General features: G+C 68.0%; 18 protein-coding genes and 1 tRNA gene. 5 read left to right on the top strand and 14 right to left on the bottom strand.

Annotated features, from left to right (window positions below):
- Positions 1–89 precede the first annotated feature (89 nt).
- Positions 90–1574, bottom strand: coding sequence for an AMP nucleosidase (locus KF941_RS13750; protein WP_036749994.1), 1485 nt, complete (start codon positions 1572–1574; stop codon positions 90–92).
- A gap of 97 nt (positions 1575–1671) precedes the next feature.
- On the opposite strand from KF941_RS13750, the gene KF941_RS13745 reads away from it, so the two are divergent.
- Positions 1672–2658: an LLM class flavin-dependent oxidoreductase gene (locus tag KF941_RS13745; RefSeq protein WP_214273600.1), complete on the top strand. Its 987-nt coding sequence runs from the start codon at positions 1672–1674 to the stop codon at positions 2656–2658.
- The gene (locus KF941_RS13740) at positions 2655–3518 is read left to right on the top strand and encodes an SDR family oxidoreductase (protein ID WP_214273599.1); all 864 of its coding nucleotides are present in this window, start codon (positions 2655–2657) and stop codon (positions 3516–3518) included. Before KF941_RS13745 ends, KF941_RS13740 begins: the two co-directional genes overlap by 4 nt.
- A gap of 225 nt (positions 3519–3743) precedes the next feature.
- Here KF941_RS13740 and KF941_RS13735 read toward each other — a convergent pair whose 3' ends face one another.
- The 8 genes from KF941_RS13735 to dapF form a co-directional block, all read right to left on the bottom strand.
- Positions 3744–4376, bottom strand: a complete 633-nt coding sequence (locus KF941_RS13735) for an SH3 domain-containing protein (protein WP_240540305.1) — start codon at positions 4374–4376, stop codon at positions 3744–3746.
- Between the two features lie 18 nt (positions 4377–4394).
- Positions 4395–5321 carry a restriction endonuclease gene (locus KF941_RS13730; protein ID WP_346428987.1) on the bottom strand — a complete coding sequence of 309 codons (927 nt, stop codon included), beginning with the start codon at positions 5319–5321 and terminating at the stop codon, positions 4395–4397.
- A complete protein-coding gene (gene dxs, locus KF941_RS13725; protein WP_072463712.1) occupies positions 5318–7246 on the bottom strand; it encodes a 1-deoxy-D-xylulose-5-phosphate synthase in 1929 nt (642 codons plus the stop codon). The genes KF941_RS13730 and dxs overlap by 4 nt, the downstream gene beginning before the upstream one ends.
- Before the next feature lie 25 nt (positions 7247–7271).
- Positions 7272–8135, bottom strand: a complete 864-nt coding sequence (locus tag KF941_RS13720) for a farnesyl diphosphate synthase (RefSeq protein WP_214273598.1) — start codon at positions 8133–8135, stop codon at positions 7272–7274.
- A complete protein-coding gene (locus tag KF941_RS13715) occupies positions 8135–8371 on the bottom strand; it encodes an exodeoxyribonuclease VII small subunit (RefSeq protein ID WP_036749981.1) in 237 nt (78 codons plus the stop codon). The genes KF941_RS13720 and KF941_RS13715 overlap by 1 nt, the downstream gene beginning before the upstream one ends.
- Positions 8368–9285 carry a histone deacetylase family protein gene (locus KF941_RS13710; protein ID WP_214273597.1) on the bottom strand — a complete coding sequence of 306 codons (918 nt, stop codon included), beginning with the start codon at positions 9283–9285 and terminating at the stop codon, positions 8368–8370. The genes KF941_RS13715 and KF941_RS13710 overlap by 4 nt, the downstream gene beginning before the upstream one ends.
- 221 nt (positions 9286–9506) lie before the next feature.
- Positions 9507–10760: a tRNA (N(6)-L-threonylcarbamoyladenosine(37)-C(2))-methylthiotransferase MtaB gene (gene mtaB, locus KF941_RS13705; protein ID WP_116222419.1), complete on the bottom strand. Its 1254-nt coding sequence runs from the start codon at positions 10758–10760 to the stop codon at positions 9507–9509.
- Between the two features lie 5 nt (positions 10761–10765).
- Complete coding sequence (gene dapF / locus KF941_RS13700; RefSeq protein WP_214273596.1) at positions 10766–11593, bottom strand: diaminopimelate epimerase; 828 nt, start codon at positions 11591–11593, stop codon at positions 10766–10768.
- A 96-nt stretch (positions 11594–11689) separates the two neighbouring features.
- Between dapF and KF941_RS13695 the strand changes: the two genes are divergently transcribed.
- A tRNA-Lys gene (locus tag KF941_RS13695) sits at positions 11690–11765 on the top strand.
- Positions 11766–11883: 118 nt separating this feature from the next.
- Here the strand turns inward: KF941_RS13695 and KF941_RS13690 are convergent.
- Positions 11884–12132, bottom strand: coding sequence for a hypothetical protein (locus KF941_RS13690; RefSeq protein ID WP_214273595.1), 249 nt, complete (start codon positions 12130–12132; stop codon positions 11884–11886).
- Positions 12133–12378: 246 nt separating this feature from the next.
- Here KF941_RS13690 and KF941_RS13685 point away from each other — a divergent pair, with 246 nt between their 5' ends.
- Together KF941_RS13685 and KF941_RS13680 are read left to right on the top strand one after the other, a co-directional pair.
- Positions 12379–12750, top strand: coding sequence for a hypothetical protein (locus KF941_RS13685; protein WP_072463708.1), 372 nt, complete (start codon positions 12379–12381; stop codon positions 12748–12750).
- 63 nt (positions 12751–12813) lie between these two features.
- On the top strand, positions 12814–13014 hold the full coding sequence (locus KF941_RS13680) for a hypothetical protein (RefSeq protein ID WP_116221914.1): 201 nt from the start codon (positions 12814–12816) through the stop codon (positions 13012–13014).
- 57 nt (positions 13015–13071) lie between these two features.
- On the opposite strand, the gene KF941_RS13675 is transcribed toward KF941_RS13680, so the two are convergent.
- From KF941_RS13675 to KF941_RS13660, 4 genes are all read right to left on the bottom strand, one after another.
- The gene (locus KF941_RS13675; RefSeq protein ID WP_036749970.1) at positions 13072–13437 is read right to left on the bottom strand and encodes a DUF983 domain-containing protein; all 366 of its coding nucleotides are present in this window, start codon (positions 13435–13437) and stop codon (positions 13072–13074) included.
- A gap of 192 nt (positions 13438–13629) precedes the next feature.
- Complete coding sequence (locus KF941_RS13670; RefSeq protein ID WP_116221912.1) at positions 13630–14022, bottom strand: hypothetical protein; 393 nt, start codon at positions 14020–14022, stop codon at positions 13630–13632.
- A 233-nt stretch (positions 14023–14255) separates the two neighbouring features.
- Positions 14256–14654 (bottom strand): hypothetical protein, encoded by a 399-nt coding sequence (locus KF941_RS13665; RefSeq protein WP_240540304.1) that lies wholly within the window; start codon positions 14652–14654, stop codon positions 14256–14258.
- Between the two features lie 214 nt (positions 14655–14868).
- Positions 14869–15234: a helix-turn-helix domain-containing protein gene (locus KF941_RS13660; protein WP_214273594.1), complete on the bottom strand. Its 366-nt coding sequence runs from the start codon at positions 15232–15234 to the stop codon at positions 14869–14871.
- Between the last annotated feature and the right edge of the window lie 101 nt (positions 15235–15335).

Genomic DNA, 15335 nt, shown 5'->3' with positions numbered 1-15335 from the left:
CCGCTACACAAGCTTTTTAAGCGCAGATCAAGCTTTTTCGGCGTCTTTCCCCAGCAAACGCTGCGAAATTCGTCGCCAAGGGCCCTATTCTAGAGAAAGGCGGTCTCGTTGAACGAGCGCAACTTGCGCGAGTGGATGCGCTCCAACGGCGTCTCGCGCAGCTTTTCCATGGCCCGGATGCCGATCAGCAGGTGGTTCGCGACCTGGGTGCGATAGAAATCCGTGGCCATGCCGGGCAGCTTCAACTCGCCGTGCAGCGGCTTGTCGCTGACGCACAGGAGCGTGCCATAGGGCACGCGAAAGCGGAACCCGTTCGCGGCGATGGTGGCGCTTTCCATGTCCAGCGCGATGGCGCGCGATTGCGACAGCCGCTGCACCGGGCCGGACTGGTCGCGCAATTCCCAGTTGCGGTTGTCGATGGTGGCCACCGTGCCGGTGCGCATGATGCGCTTGAGCTCATAGCCCTCCAGCTGCGTGACCTCGGCCACCGCCTCTTGCAGGGCGACCTGCACCTCGGCCAGGGCCGGGATCGGCACCCAGACCGGCAGGTCGTCGTCCAGCACGTGATCCTCGCGCAGATAGGCATGGGCCAGGACGAAATCGCCCAGGCTCTGGCTGTTGCGCAGCCCGGCACAATGGCCGACCATCAGCCAGGCATGCGGGCGCAGCACCGCGATATGGTCGGTCGCGGTCTTGGCGTTCGAGGGGCCGACGCCGATATTGACCAGGGTGATGCCGTCGCCGTCGGCGCGCTTGAGGTGATAGGCCGGCATCTGCGGCATCTTGGCGCCGGTGGCGATGATGTCCTCGGGGCGTTCCAGGACCTGGTTGCCCGGCGCGACGAACTCGGTATAGCCCGAATGCGGATCGGCCAGCGCCCGGCGGGCGAAAAGCTCGAACTCGTCCACGTAGAACTGATAGTTCGTGAACATCACGAAATTCTGGAAATGCTCGGGCAGGGTCGCGGTGTAATGCGCCAGCCGCGCCAGCGAGTAGTCGACGCGCTGCGCGGTAAAGGGCGACAGCGGATGGCTGCCGTCCGGGTTCGGCCCGGCTGTGCCGTTGACGATGTCGTCGTTCATCGTGTTCAGGTCCGGCACGTCGAAGACGTCGCGCAGCGAATAGTCCAGCACGCCTTCCTGCGGCACGTTCAGGTCGCTTTGCGTGGCCACGGCGAAATGCACCGGCATCGGCGTGCCGCTTTCGCCGATCGCCACCGGCACGCCGTGGTTGCGCATCAAAAGCCCGATCTGCTCGGTCAGGTAGCCGCGGAACAGGTCCGGCCGGGTGATCGAGGTCGAATAGGTGCCCGGTAGCGCGACATGGCCGAAGGACAGGCGCGAATCCGTCTTGGAATGGATCGGCACCGTCATGCGCAGTTCCGGGTAGAAGGCGCGATAGCGCGCCGCCGGCCGGCCGCCCTTCAGCGTGGCAAGGAAATGGTCCAGCAGGAAATGCGAGGCGCGCTCGTAAAGCTCGACCAGCCGGGCGACGGCAGCGGCCGGGTCGTCGAAATAGACGCGCTCGGCGGGCTCGGGCGTCTCGATGGGAAGTCTCCGGCTGTCGGTCAACATGCGCGCTCTCCAGTTTCGGCGGAGAGTGCCAGCGCGGCGGCGGGCTGGCAAGCCGGCACCGGACGCCTTATCTGGGGAAGGCAAAGGAGTGATGCGCATGGAATTTTCCATTCTCGATCTGGCGGTGGTGGCCGAGGGCTCGGACGCGCGCCGGGCCATCGCCAATTCCGTGGCATTGGCGCAAGCCGCCGAGGGCTGGGGCTACAGCCGCTTCTGGCTGGCGGAACATCACAACATGCCCGGCATCGCCAGTGCCGCCACCTCGGTGCTGATCGGCCATGTGGCGGACCATACCCGGACGATCCGCGTCGGCGCCGGCGGCGTCATGCTGCCCAACCACGCGCCCCTGGCCATCGCCGAACAGTTCGGCACGCTGGCGACGATCCACGGGCCGCGCATCGACCTGGGCCTGGGCCGCGCGCCGGGCGGCGACGGGGCGGTGATGCATGCGCTGCGCCGGTCCCTGCAGGGCAACCAGGATTTCCCGAACGACGTGGTCGAACTCATGCATTATCTCGGCCCGCCCCGCCCCGGCGTCCCGGTCGCGGCCCATCCGGGCCAGGGCACGAATGTCCCGGTCTGGATCCTCGGCTCGTCGCTTTACGGCGCGAGCCTCGCCTCGGCGCTTGGCCTGCCCTATGCCTTCGCCAGCCATTTCGCCCCCGGCGACCTCGAGGACGCGCTGCGGCTTTACCGCGAGCGGTTCCAGCCCACCGAGTTCGGCCAGGCGCCGCGCTTCATGTTGGCGGTGAACGTCATCGTCGCCGACAGCGACGCCGAGGCGCAGCGGCTGCGCAGCAGCCAGCAGATCAGCTTCGCCCGGCTGCGGCTGGGCATGCCGGGCCTGCTGCCGCCCCCGGTCGACGACGTGCTCGAGGCGATCCCGGTGCGCATCCTGCCCACGGTCAACGCCGCGCTGGCGGTCAGCGCCGTCGGCAGCCCCGACACCGTCGCCGCCGAACTGGACCGGCTGATCGCCCGCCACCAGCCCGACGAGCTGATCCTGGTCGGCAATATCTACGACCAGGCCGCGCGGCACCGCTCCTTCGCCATGGCGGCCGAGATCCTGCGGGCGCGCGCATGACGAGGATGCTGGTTTTCGGCCACGGCTATTCCGCCGGCTTCCTGACGCCCCTGCTGCTGGCCGAGGGCTGGCATGTCACCGGCACCACCCGCACCGCCACCGATCGCGTGGCGCAGGCCGGCGCCCAGCCGCTGCGCTGGCCGGGGCAAGAGGATGACGTGCGCCGCGCCATCGCCCAGGCCGACGCGATCCTGGTCTCGGTCGGGCCGGAACAGGGCGCGGACCCGGTCCTGGCCGCCTTCGGGGCCGAGATCGCGGCGGCGCAGCCGCGCTGGCTGGGCTATCTTTCCACCACCGGCGTCTATGGCGACCGGGACGGCGGCTGGGTGGACGAGGACACGCCCTGCACCCCCTCGACCCGGCGCGGGCGCGAGCGGGTCGCGGCCGAGCAGGGCTGGCAGCGGCTCGCCGCCGAACACGGCCTGCCGCTGCACATCTTTCGCCTGGCCGGGATCTATGGGCCGGGGCGCGGCCCCTTTGCCAAGGTCAGGGCGGGCACGGCGCGGCGCATCGTCAAGCCCGGCCAGGTCTTCTCGCGCATCCATGCCGAGGACATCGCCCAGGTGCTGCTGGCCTCGATCCACGCGCCGCGGCCGGGCGCGATCTACAATGTCTGCGACGACGACCCGGCCCCGCCCGAGGCGGTGATCGGCCATGCCGCGGAGCTGCTGGGCCTGCCCCTGCCCCCCGCCGAGGATTACGCGAGCGCCGAGATGACCCCCATGGCGCGCAGCTTCTATGCCGAGAACAAGCGCGTCGCCAACGACCGCATCAAGCGCGAGCTGGGCGTGACCCTGCGCTATCCCGACTATCGCGCCGGGCTGGCCGCGCTGGCCCGCGCCGAGGCCTCGGCCGTATAGGAGACGTCGATCCCCAATCGCGCCGGGCTGGCCGCGCTGGCCCGCGCCGAGGGGATCGAGGCCTAGCAGGCTGCTGAAAAAGGATTTTGAGAGGGCGACGCAGCGGAAATCGTTCTGGATCCAGCTAATATCGGCCTGGAAATGAGGTGTTTTCGGCAAATTTGAGGCGGATTTCCCGGTTCCCCGCCCCCTCTGTCCTGTCGCCAGGACTTTTTCAGCAGCCTGCTAGGGCGCGATCGAGCAGCAGCCCGTCAGCATGCGCGAGGGCTGCTCCTGCCCGTCCAGGATCACCGCGACGGCCAGGGCATAGCTGCGGTCCGACATGCCGTCCGAACATTGCTCGGGCCGCAGGAAGGCGGTCAGCCGGCCCTTGTCGTCGCCGGCGATGATGCCGCGCGTGGGCTCGCCCTCGATGCCGCGATCCATGACCTTGCGCAGCGAAAGCTGGCGCTCGGGCTGGTCGGGCTCGCTGAAGACCAACCCCTTCTGCACGGTCTTGACCGACCAGAAGGGCTCGGTCCCGCTGCAATGCAGCGCCAGCGGCAGCTCGGCCGGTTTCCACACCGTCGCCTGCGGCTTGAGAAAGCGCAGCGCGACCCAGCCCGTGGTCTCGCCCACGTTCACCCGGCCCCATTTGCCGCTGGCGTCGCGGGAAAGCAGTTCCACGCCCTTGGCGGTCGAGGCGAGCCGGCCGATGACCTTGGCCTTGCCGTCCGGCGCCTCGCGCACGTTCAGCGTGTCCCAGGTCTCGACCACGGTGACGTCGAACAGGTTGGGCAGATGATCCTGCGCCTGCACCGCCAGGGGCGCGGCAAGGGCAAGGCCGGTCAGAAGGATACGCAGAATCTGCTTGCTCATGGTAAGCGTCGCCTCCGGTCAATCCACATCAAAGAAGTTAGCGTCAATCGAGCGCAGCACATAGGTCTTGTCGATCCTGACGCCGACGCCATGGTCTATCATCAGCCGGGCCAGCCGGGCACCGTCGATCAGGACCACGCGCTGCTGCACGCGGCGCACATACTCCCGCGCCTCGCGCGAAAAGGACGAGGTGGTCACGAACACGCCCTTCGTGGCGCTTTCGCCGGTCATCGAGCCGATGAAGGCCTGTAATGCCGGGCGCCCGACGACATTGTCCAGGCCGTAGCGCTTGGCCTGGATATAGACGGCGTCAAGGCCCAGCTTGTCCTCGTTGACCACGCCGTCGATGCCACCGTCGCCGGATTTTCCGATGGCCTGCCCCATCTCGGTCCGACCGTCGCCATAGCCCATGGCCAGCAGAAGCTCGACGATCAGCCGTTCGAAACGGGCGGGGGTCAGCGCCAGAACCTGTTCGAGCAGGTCTTCGGCCAGGGCCGCATCCAGTTGGGCATAGGCGGTTTCGATATGCTCTTCCGGCGTGGCAGCGGCGAGAGGCGCAGCCACGGACGCAGCCGCCGCCTCCGCTTCTCCCGCCTGACGTGAACGCCAAGCTTGATAAAGCGGGAACTGCTCCAGAACGGGCTTGTCGATCCGCGCGCGCCCTTGCGCCAAAAGTTGCTCGCCAAGCGGCGTTATACGATAGCGCCCCCGCGACTCCGCTTCGACAAGGCCCGCATGTTTCATATAGTTACGCGCCCAATGGGTACGATTGCTGATCGTGGTCTGCTTGCCACTGGGCAGAAGCTCTTCCATCTGCCCATCGGTCAGACCAAAGCGGGTCTGGAGCGCAGGTAGGCAATCCGACACGGTCTGGTGCCCGGCCTGGATGAGTTCCAAGACCGGCAGCATGAGATCTTCGAATTTTGGCAGATCGGCCGCGCTCACGCCCGCTTTTCCCCGATCCGGGCCACGCCCAGGACGTCCAGCACCTTGGCCTCGATGTCGGGGGCGGACATGCGGGCGTCGCGATACATGGCCTCGGGGCTGGCATGGTCGATGAACGTGTCGGGCAGCACCATCTGGCGGAAGCGCAGCCCGCCGTCGAAGACGCCCTCGTCGGCAAGCAACTGCGCGACCAGGCTGCCGAAGCCGCCGACCGCGCCCTCCTCGATGGTGATCAGTGCCTCATGCGTGCGGGCCAGGCGCAGGATCAACGCGCGGTCCAGCGGCTTGGCGAAGCGGGCATCGACCACCGTGGGCGAGATCCCGCGCGCAGAAAGCGCCTCGCGCGCGCGCATGACCTCGGCAAGCCGGGTGCCAAAGGACAGGATGGCGACGCGCTTGCCCTCGGCGACGACCCGGCCCTTGCCGATCTCCAGCACCTCGCCGCGCTCGGGCATCTCGACGCCGGTGCCCTCGCCGCGCGGATAGCGGAAGGCGATGGGGCCTTCGTCATGTGCGGCGGCGGTGGCGACCATATGCACCAGTTCCGCCTCGTCCGCGGCGGCCATCACCACCATGCCGGGCAGGTTCGCCAGGAAGGCGATGTCATAGGCGCCGGCATGGGTGGCGCCATCGGCCCCGACCAGACCGGCGCGGTCGATGGCAAAGCGCACCGGCAGGCGCTGGATCGCCACGTCATGCACCACCTGGTCGTAGCCGCGCTGCAGGAAGGTCGAATAAAGCGCGCAGAAGGGCTTCATCCCCCCCGCCGCCAGCCCGGCCGAGAAGGTCACGGCATGCTGTTCGGCAATGCCCACGTCGAAGCAGCGGCGCGGGAAACGCTCGGCCATCAGGTTCAGCCCGGTGCCGTCCGGCATGGCGGCGGTGACGGCGACGATTCGGGCGTCGCGGCTGGCCTGATCGACCAGCGCGCGGGCGAAGACCGAGGTATAGCTGGGCGCGTTCGACTTGGCCTTGGCCTGCGTCCCGGTCTCGACATCGAATTTCGCCGTGGCATGGCCCTTGTCGGCGGCGCGCTCGGCCGGGGCATAGCCCTTGCCCTTGCGGGTCACGACATGCAGCAGCACCGGCCCCGTCGCCCGCGCCTTGACCGTGCGCAGAAGCGGCAGAAGCTGGTCGAGGTCATGGCCGTCGACCGGGCCGATATAGGAAAAGCCCAGTTCCTCGAACAGCGTGCCGCCGACGGCCATGCCCTTGAGCATCTCCTTGGCGCGGCGCGCGCCCTCTTGCAGGCTGGGCGGCAGGAAGCCGACGGCGCCCTTGGCCACGGCCTTCAAGTCCTGGAACGGCCCCTCGGCGTAAAGCCGGGTCAGATAGCGCGACAGCGCCCCGGTCGGGGGCGCGATGGACATCTCGTTGTCGTTCAGCACCACGAACAGCCGCTTGCCCAGGTCGCCGGCGTTGTTCAGCGCCTCGAAGGCCATGCCCGCGCTCATCGCGCCGTCGCCGATCACCGCGATGGCATCGCCCGGATCGCCACCCAGCTCGCGCGCCATGGCAAAGCCCAGCGCCGCGCTGATCGAGGTCGAGCTGTGCCCGGCCCCGAAAGGATCATAGGCGCTTTCCGACCGCTTGGTGAAACCGGAAAGCCCGCCCTCCATCCGCAGGGTGCGGATGCGGTCGCGCCGCCCGGTCAGGATCTTGTGCGGATAGCATTGATGCCCCACGTCCCAGATGATCTTGTCGCGCGGCGCGTCGAAGACCGCGTGCAGCGCCACGGTCAGTTCGACCACGCCCAGGCCCGCGCCCAGATGGCCGCCGGTCACGGAGACGGCGCTGACCGTCTCGGCCCGCAGCTCGTCGGCAAGCTGGCGCAGCTCGCGATCGGTCAGATCCTTGAGGTCGGACGGCAGATGCACCCGGTCCAGGATCGGCGTCGCGGGGCGGTCGGAAGTCTCATGGGTCATGGCTTGCCCCTCTCCGGGCGGGCTGTCAGGCGTCGCGTTCGATAACGAAACGCGCGAGCTGCCGCAAGTTTCCTGCGCCCTCGCCATAGGCATCCAGGGCGGTTTCGGCGTCGCGGACCAGCGCGCGCGCCTTGTCCCGCGCGCCCTCCAGCCCCAAGAGCGAGACGAAGGTCGCCTTGTTCGCGGCCCCGTCCTTGCCGGTGCGCTTGCCGGTCTCGGCCTCGCTGCCGGTCACGTCGAGGATGTCGTCCTGGATCTGGAAGGCCAGGCCCAGGTTGCGGGCATAGTCCGCCAGCGGGCCGGGATCCTTGCCGGCCATGACCGCGCCGGCGGTGGCGGCGAACTGGATCAGCGCCCCGGTCTTCGCCTGCTGCAACCGCGTGATGGCGGCAAGGTCCAGCGGGGCGACAGCGGTCTCGGCGGCGATGTCCAGCGCCTGGCCCCAGACCATGCCGCGCCCACCCGCCGCCTCCGAGAGGCCCCGCACCAGCGCCAGCCGCGCCTCGGGCGTGCCGATCTGCGGCTCGGTCAGCAGGCCGAAGGCCAGGCTTTGCAGCGCATCGCCGGCCAGGATCGCGGTCGCCTCGGACCATTGCACATGCACGGTCGGCAGGCCGCGGCGCAGGTCGTCGTCGTCCATCGAGGGCAGGTCGTCATGGACCAGGCTATAGGCATGCAGCGCCTCGACCGCCGCCGCGACCGGCAGCGCAGCCGCGTCGCCCAGGCCGAACAGCCGCGCCGATTCCATGGCCAGGAAGGCGCGGATGCGCTTGCCGCCGGTGCAGGCATAGCGCATGGCATCGGCCAGCTCGCCCGCGGGCAGGCCGGCCATGGCCCCGTCCAGCGCGGCCTGGACCTGCGCCTTCACCTCGCCCAGGCGCTCCTGCATCACAGCCCCTCGGCCGGCGCGGTGCCCTGGGGCTGGCCGTTCGCGGCCAGCGTGATCCTTTCCACCCGCTCCTCGGCCTCGCGCAGGCGCTGGTCGCAATGCGCCCGCAGCAAGGCGCCGCGCTCGTAAAGCTTGATCGATTCCTCCAGCGTGGCCTCGCCATGCTCCAGCCGGCCGACGGTCGCCTCCAGCTCTTTCATCGCATCCTCGAAGGACATGTTCTCGATCTCGGTCACGCCGCAGTCTCCCTCAGCACATCGACATGGGCGCGCGCCGAGCGGCCCAGAGCGGCAAGATCATATCCGCCTTCCAGCGCCGATACCACCGGGGCCGAACAGGCGGCCGCCGTATCGCAGATCATCCGGGTGATGGCGGTGAAATCGGCCTCGTCCCACATCAGCGAGGCCAGCGGGTCCGCGGCATGGGCATCGAACCCGGCCGAGACCAGCACCAGCTGCGGCCGCCATGCCGCGACCCGGTCGCAGATCGCCGCCCAGGCGGCACGCGCCTCGTCCCCGCCGCTGCCCGGCGCCAGCGCGACATTGACGACCTGGCCATGCGCGCCCCGCTCGGCCGGCGCGCCGGTGCCGGGATAAAGCGGCACCTGGTGGGTCGAGGCGAACAGCGCCCGCTTCTCGTCCCACAGCACGTCCTGGGTGCCGTTGCCGTGATGCACGTCGAAATCCAGCACCGCCACCCGGTCCAGCCCGTGATGCTCCAGCGCCCGCTTGGCCCCGATCGCGACCGAGGACAGGATGCAGAATCCCATCGCCTTCATGCGCTCGGCATGGTGGCCGGGCGGGCGCATGGCGACGAAGGCATTGGGCGCCTCGCCCGCCAGCACCGCATCCACGGCGGCGCAAACCCCGCCCACGGCATGGCGCGCGGCCTCCAGGCTGCCCGGCGCCAGGTAGGTGTCCGAATCGAGCATGCTCCAGCCCTCGGCCGGCACCTTCCGCCGCAACAGCGCCAAGTATTCGGCCGGATGGGCGCGCAGGATGTCCCGGTCTACCGCCTCGGGCGCCTCGCGCCGCTGCAGGTCGGCCCCCTCCAGCGCCGCCAGCACGGCATCCAGCCGGGCCACCTGCTCGGGATGGCTGGGCGGCGTCACATGCAAAAGCCCCGAGGGATGCGTATAAAGCAAGGTCATCGGCCCAAGGATTATGGACAGCCGCCCCGCCCGGCAAGGAAATGTTCCCGACCTGGCCGAAAATCCCGCCCCCCGGCAGGGCAAATGCCCATCAGGACCGCAATGGCGGCACCCCTCCCCGGCTTCTTCCGTGGACAAATATCCTCGGGGGGAGGCCATCGGCCCCAGGCCGATGGACGGGGGGCAGACAGCCCCCCGGCGACCGCGACGATGGACCGCCCTCAGGCCCTCAGCCGCTGCCCGTCATGGCCGGCGATGCGCACATCCATCAGCGTGCCCTCGGGCATGTCGCGATCAAAGGCGACCTCGGTGAAATGCTCCGTCCGGCCCAGGCGCGGCCCCTCGGTCAGCACCATGCGCGCCGCGCCGACCTCGGCCTCAAGATGCCGGGCCAGCGCCGCATCGCCCGCCGCCCGCAGCCGCGCCGCCCGCTCCCTGATCGCCGGGCCGGGCACGCGCGGCATCCGCGCCGCGGGCGTGCCCTTGCGCGCCGAATAGGGGAACACATGCAGGAAGGTCAGCCCGCAATCCTCGACCAGCTTCAGGCTGTTGTCGAACATCGCCTCGGTCTCGGTCGGGAAGCCGGCGATGATGTCGGCACCAAAGACGATACCGGGCCGCAGCCGCCGCGCCTCCTCGCAAAAGCGGATGGCGTCGTCGCGCAGGTGGCGGCGCTTCATCCGCTTCAGGATCATGTCGTCGCCCGCCTGCAAGGACAGGTGCAGATGCGGCATCAGCCGCGGCTCGGTGGCGATGGCCAGCATCAGGTTCTCGTCCGCCTCGATCGAATCGATCGAGCTGATCCGCAGCCGCGGCAGGTCCGGCACCAGCCGCAGGATGCGCATGACCAGGTCGCCCAGCCGCGGCTGCCCCGGCAGGTCCGCCCCCCAGGAGGTCAGGTCGACCCCGGTCAGCACCACCTCGTTGAAGCCGCGGTCGCGCAGCCGCCGGATCTGGTCCACCACCACCCCGGCCGGCACGGAACGCGAATTGCCGCGACCATAGGGGATGATACAGAAGGTGCAGCGATGGTCGCAGCCGTTCTGCACCTGCACATAGGCGCGGTGCCGGCCGAAGCCGTCGATCAGGTGGCCCGCCGTCTCGCGCACGGACATGATGTCGTCGACCTGCACCTTCTCGGTCTCGCCGATCAGGTCGGGGGCCTGCATCGCGGCCCAGGTCGCCGGCTGCATCTTTTCATGATTGCCGATGACCCGGCTGACCTCGGCCATGGCGGCAAAGGTCTCGGGCTCGGTCTGCGCCGCGCAGCCGGTGACGATGACCGGGGCGCCGGGATTTTCCCGCGCCAGCCGACGGATCTCCTGCCGGGCCTTGCGCACCGCCTCGGCCGTCACCGCGCAGGTGTTCACGATCACCGCGCCCTGCAGCCCGGCGGCCTCGGCCATCTCGCGCATGGCTTCGGTCTCATAGGCGTTCAGCCGGCAGCCGAGGGTCGCGAAAACCGGGGGCTTCATGTCCTTCATCCGCGCCAGATCCCGTCGAAGACATGCGCGGTCGGGCCGGTCATCCAGACCCCGTCCTCGCGCCAGTCGATCTCCAGCACGCCGCCCGGCACGTTGACCCTGACCCGCCGCCCGGTCAGCCCGCGCCTTGCGGCGGCGACGACGGCCGCGCAGGAACACGACCCCGAGGCCAGCGTGATGCCGGTGCCGCGCTCCCAGATGCGCAGGATGATCTCGCTGTCCGAGACGACCTGAACGATCTCGACATTCGTCCGCTGCGGATAAAGCGGATGATGCTCATGCACCGGGCCGAAGCGGTCCAGGTCCACCGCCGCCGCATCGGGCACGAAGAAGGTCATGTGCGGATTGCCCATGCCGGTCGCCACCGGATCGCCCTCGACGGGCAGGTGCAGCGTATCGACATCCCCGGCCAGCGGGATCCCGGCCCAGTCCAGCACCGGCGCACCCATGTTGACGCGGGTCAGGCGGTTCCCGGCATCCTCGGCCGCAAGCACGGCGTGGTCGGTGGCCAGCCGCAGCGCGGGGGCGCCGGTCTCGTCCATCAGGAAGCGCGCGACGCAGCGCGTGGCATTGCCGCAGGCCGCCGAGACCGAGCCATCGGCGTTGAAGAACACCAGCCGCGCATCGGCATTCTCGCCGGGCAGGATGACGGCAAGCTGGTCGAATCCGACGCCGCGATGGCGATCGGCGATGGCGGCCACGGTCGCGGCATCGGGCAGCGCGCCCGAGCGGCGGCTGTCGACAACGACGAAGTCGTTGCCGAGCCCGTGCATCTTCATGAAGGGCAGAGGGGTACCCTGACCGAGGTTTTGCTGGTGTTCCATGGCGCTGACATACTCCTGCCGAAAAGATTCTGCCAGAGGCGCGATTTTTCCGCTTGACCCTGTCAGCCGCCGACCGTAGTTAGCCCCCCGTGCGATGGGCCCGTAGCTCAGTTGGTAGAGCAACTGACTTTTAATCAGTGGGTCACAGGTTCGAATCCTGTCGGGCTCACCACTGAACTTCCTTACATGACAAGCGGTTACGAGAAACTGCCTACGAGGCGGTTTGGGCGCTAACACCTCCTTGGGGGACACATGGGGGACAATTCGAAGCCGCTCAGGACGCTCCGAATCTAGCGCCAGCGCGCCGCGCGCCAACCGGCGGCGATAGCCTCGGCCTCGTCGCAAAACCAGCGCTCGCCCCTGCTCTCATCGATCCGGGTCTTGGCATGGGCCGGCGACCAGGGCGTGTGATAGATCCGCTCGCCCTTGTTCGAGATGTTGCCCTTGATCGGACAGCCCTCGGGCGCCTCTGCGACAGCCCGCGCCCGGAGGTCGGCGCGATAGTCCCCAGGCAGGCTGAGATTCGCTCTGTCAGACACCCCGGCCAGCGGAACGGGCCTGCCGGCGCTGCGCGAGCATTGTCGCACCCGAGCATTTCCATCTTTCTCGACCTGCGATTGTCGCTATTCCGCGATTCTCGGCAATCGGGTCGTCAGAAGGGTCGCCGTGGCTGGCTTTCGCGACGATCAGGAATCGCAACCTGCGGCTATTCGGTTGCTACTCTGCCGGGTGGGGGCAACCCTGAAGCCTTGCGTCCCAGCCGGAATACATGGATCAGTCGGAACATGACGGACCCACAGGCCCCTGAAACGGCGAATCCATCGCATGTGGCAAGGCTGTGGCTGGCCCTGCTGCTGGCCCTGCTGGTCGTCATGTTGCCCGGACCACAGGTCACCGCGGCGGCAGGCCAGTCCCAGAAACTGACCGCGCCGGCCCTGACCCTGGCGGCGATCCACGGGCGCGACCTGATCGCCCGAAAGGATGCGGTGCAGATCCGCCCGCTGGCCGCGACGGCGCTGCCGCCACCGGAGCACCCGTCTCTTCCGCCGCGCATCGCGGCATCTCTCGCCTATGCCTATCAGCCGCAAACCGGTGTCTGTGCCGGCAGGCTTGCCCCCTGCGCCCGTGCACCCCCGTCCCTTCCCATGACCGCCTGACAGCATTCTGCCCCCGGTTCCGGGCTGGCAGATCATGACCCTTGCGTTCACGAAGGACGACAGATGACTTCCCACGAAGATGAACCGGCCACGCGCCGGACACCTTTTGCCGAAAAACCAAAGACCGGCGATGCGCCTGAACCTGCCGAAACACCGCCCACACCCGAACAGCTCCAGTCCGGCAAGGCCGTGCTGCTGAACTGGTGCATCATGCTTGCCGGCTTTGGCGGGATTGCCCTGGCCGCCTATTGGCTGCTCGGCTGACCGGCGGCCGCCCCTGCGGAAACGGGTTCGCAGGGGCTGGTCTTGGCCGGCGCAGGGTCAGGCGCCCCTGTCCTGTTCATGCTTGGCCCACAGGTATCCCACGAACGCGCCCTTCACGAGACGGAGGATGACCAGGGTCAGCACGGTTGTCGCCAGCCCTACCGAGACCAGCAGCGTGACCGGATCCGGCCGATAAAGCCCCCAGGCAAAGCCGATCATCGGGATCAACAGCAAGAGCATGATGGTCATGGTGAAGAAGGCCGGGCCATCGGCCGCCCGATAGAGCCCCAGCGGCTCGCCGCAGGATTCGCACTCCTGCACGATGGTCAGGTATCCCCTGAACAGCCGACCCTTGCCGCAATGCGGGCACCTGCCCATCAGCCCTCTCACCGCCGCTGCCCGCTCGTTCCGTTCCTCTGCCATGGCTGTGCGCGCTCCGATTGCTCCTGTCGAAGGATAACACCATGGGGCGAGGATTGGATGTCGCGACATTCGCGACAAAGGGCGTGTCTGTCGCAGGCGTCGGGAGGGGCATGGCCCTTTGGAATCGCAAACCGCTCCTTCCACTACACAAGGGATGCAGCGGAGGGAGCGGCAAACACGAAGCAGGAGCCCCTATGCGCCAGGAAGCCGCTCAAGCTCGGGGAAGGGCTGCCACTGAATGTCCGAGCGGTCACAGAGGGGGTGATCCAGGCTGCCGCCGGCAATCTTGCCGTCCCGGATCGGGATGCCGATGCTGTGCACCCCCAGATAGCGGCCCGAGACATCCTTGCTGTCGGCACGGACGCAGACGCCTTGCAACCCATCCGGCAAGGTCGCCACGTTGGAAATCTCGGCATCGCGGATCGAGGCGGGGTCATAGATGAGTTCCTTGGCACCAGCCACAATCTCGGACTTCAAGGCGGCGCTGGGCGGCGTGGAGCGCGCGATGATTTCGCTGTAATTGTCCGATGCGGTGCAGGCGGCGAGCAGCAACGGCCCGACGATCAGAATGGCTTTCTTCTGCATGATCCACTTTCCCTTCAAGGCTTGGCCTAGGCTAGGAAGTCCTGAGGTCCCGGACAAGCGATAACACTGGCCGCTGTGCTTTGTGCTTGCCAGAATGGGAGGGTCGCCAACCCATGGAACAGGGATCGGCCGAGGCATGGCAGATCCGCAGCCCCTGACACGGCGAAGCCCCGCACCATGCGGAGGCTGCCAATGCGCTCTTGTTCACCCCCTTCCGGCCGAGAAATCAGCCGTCAGGCATGCCCGGGCGACGGGCTGGCGCTGCGAGTCCCCGAGGTCGCCAGCACCAGCGGCGGCTCCTTGGGGAAGGAACGGATATCGAACCACTTGAAGCAGGTGCCGTCCGTGTTCACCCGGTCGCCCGAGGCGATGGGGTAGCCGTTCGAGGCGTGGCGGATCAGCCCGGCCCGGAACGCCCGCAGGTCCAGGAGCCACCAGAGGTCAAAGCCCGTCTCGCCCGCATTGGCATGACCGTAGAACAGCCAATCGCCTTCGCCGTTCACAATCTTGGCCAGTTCGGTGGGGTTTCCCGAGGGCAGGCGCGAGCGGATGGTGAAGTCATAGGGATAGCGGCCGGCATAGCCATGACGCCGCACCCTGGCGGCGATGCGCATGTCGCGGCCATCCAGCATCAGCAGATCGGTGGCATGGCGCGTATCGAGGTAATCCGGCGCGACCCGCAGCAGATGCGCGCCGACGATGCGGCAGATCTCCGGGATGAGGCGATCCGACCAGTGCCGGTGATCGAATAGGCCGTGTCCATGCAGATGCGCCCTCGCGCCGGTTGAAGATGGGATGAAAGAATGGAGGCGCCCGACTGGAGCTGGGGACTTCTGTTTCAACCGATCATTCTGCGGGCCTCGGCCCAGAACTGCGCTTTCTGGTCCCGACACTAGCCCCAAGAGCATCTGCCACGAGACCATTGAGCCTCTGCCGCTCACCCTCACCCTCCTGCGTGAGGGAAATCCCATCTCGCTCATTGGCGACGAAGCCGGATTCGCGCATCTTATCGATGATGGTTCGAGCCATCTTCCGGTCTCGATTGATCCGCCTTGCTATCTCGCTCAGGCTCAGCGGCAGGGACGACTGGCTGAGAACGAGGTAGACGCGGATCTCCGTCATGCTGATCTGCGTCTCGTCCAGCGCGGTCAGCAGGTCGAGGATGAAGCGGTCGATCCTGTCGTCCGGTATCGTGATGTCTTGCACTATCATGCTGCACCTCCGACGAGCGCGCGGGCTGCGGCCAAGATTTCTTCAAGCTTGGCTTCTGCGCGCAGGTCAACGCCGATGCTGGCATATACCACCACCTTCGC

Source organism: Paracoccus sp. pheM1, assembly GCF_018499825.1.
Taxonomy (GTDB): Bacteria; Pseudomonadota; Alphaproteobacteria; order Rhodobacterales; family Rhodobacteraceae; genus Paracoccus; species Paracoccus versutus.
The sequence above is the reverse complement of the archived record's forward strand: the minus strand, read 5'-3'. Positions and strand labels throughout refer to the sequence as shown.

What these genes read in the sequence shown, in the direction of transcription:
- KF941_RS13720 (WP_214273598.1), bottom strand. Translation starts at nt 8,135, where the DNA reads ATGCAGGAGCGCCTGGGCGAGGTGAAGGCGCAGGTCCAGGCCGCGCTG.
- dapF (WP_214273596.1), bottom strand. Translation starts at nt 11,593, where the DNA reads ATGGAACACCAGCAAAACCTCGGTCAGGGTACCCCTCTGCCCTTCATG.
- KF941_RS13680 (WP_116221914.1), top strand. Translation starts at nt 12,814, where the DNA reads ATGACTTCCCACGAAGATGAACCGGCCACGCGCCGGACACCTTTTGCC.
- KF941_RS13660 (WP_214273594.1), bottom strand. Translation starts at nt 15,234, where the DNA reads ATGATAGTGCAAGACATCACGATACCGGACGACAGGATCGACCGCTTC.
- KF941_RS13740 (WP_214273599.1), top strand. Translation starts at nt 2,655, where the DNA reads ATGACGAGGATGCTGGTTTTCGGCCACGGCTATTCCGCCGGCTTCCTG.
- mtaB (WP_116222419.1), bottom strand. Translation starts at nt 10,760, where the DNA reads ATGAAGCCCCCGGTTTTCGCGACCCTCGGCTGCCGGCTGAACGCCTAT.
- KF941_RS13745 (WP_214273600.1), top strand. Translation starts at nt 1,672, where the DNA reads ATGGAATTTTCCATTCTCGATCTGGCGGTGGTGGCCGAGGGCTCGGAC.
- KF941_RS13670 (WP_116221912.1), bottom strand. Translation starts at nt 14,022, where the DNA reads ATGCAGAAGAAAGCCATTCTGATCGTCGGGCCGTTGCTGCTCGCCGCC.
- KF941_RS13685 (WP_072463708.1), top strand. Translation starts at nt 12,379, where the DNA reads ATGACGGACCCACAGGCCCCTGAAACGGCGAATCCATCGCATGTGGCA.
- KF941_RS13675 (WP_036749970.1), bottom strand. Translation starts at nt 13,437, where the DNA reads ATGGCAGAGGAACGGAACGAGCGGGCAGCGGCGGTGAGAGGGCTGATG.
- KF941_RS13665 (WP_240540304.1), bottom strand. Translation starts at nt 14,654, where the DNA reads ATGCTGGATGGCCGCGACATGCGCATCGCCGCCAGGGTGCGGCGTCAT.
- KF941_RS13750 (WP_036749994.1), bottom strand. Translation starts at nt 1,574, where the DNA reads ATGTTGACCGACAGCCGGAGACTTCCCATCGAGACGCCCGAGCCCGCC.
- dxs (WP_072463712.1), bottom strand. Translation starts at nt 7,246, where the DNA reads ATGACCCATGAGACTTCCGACCGCCCCGCGACGCCGATCCTGGACCGG.
- KF941_RS13735 (WP_240540305.1), bottom strand. Translation starts at nt 4,376, where the DNA reads ATGAGCAAGCAGATTCTGCGTATCCTTCTGACCGGCCTTGCCCTTGCC.
- KF941_RS13710 (WP_214273597.1), bottom strand. Translation starts at nt 9,285, where the DNA reads ATGACCTTGCTTTATACGCATCCCTCGGGGCTTTTGCATGTGACGCCG.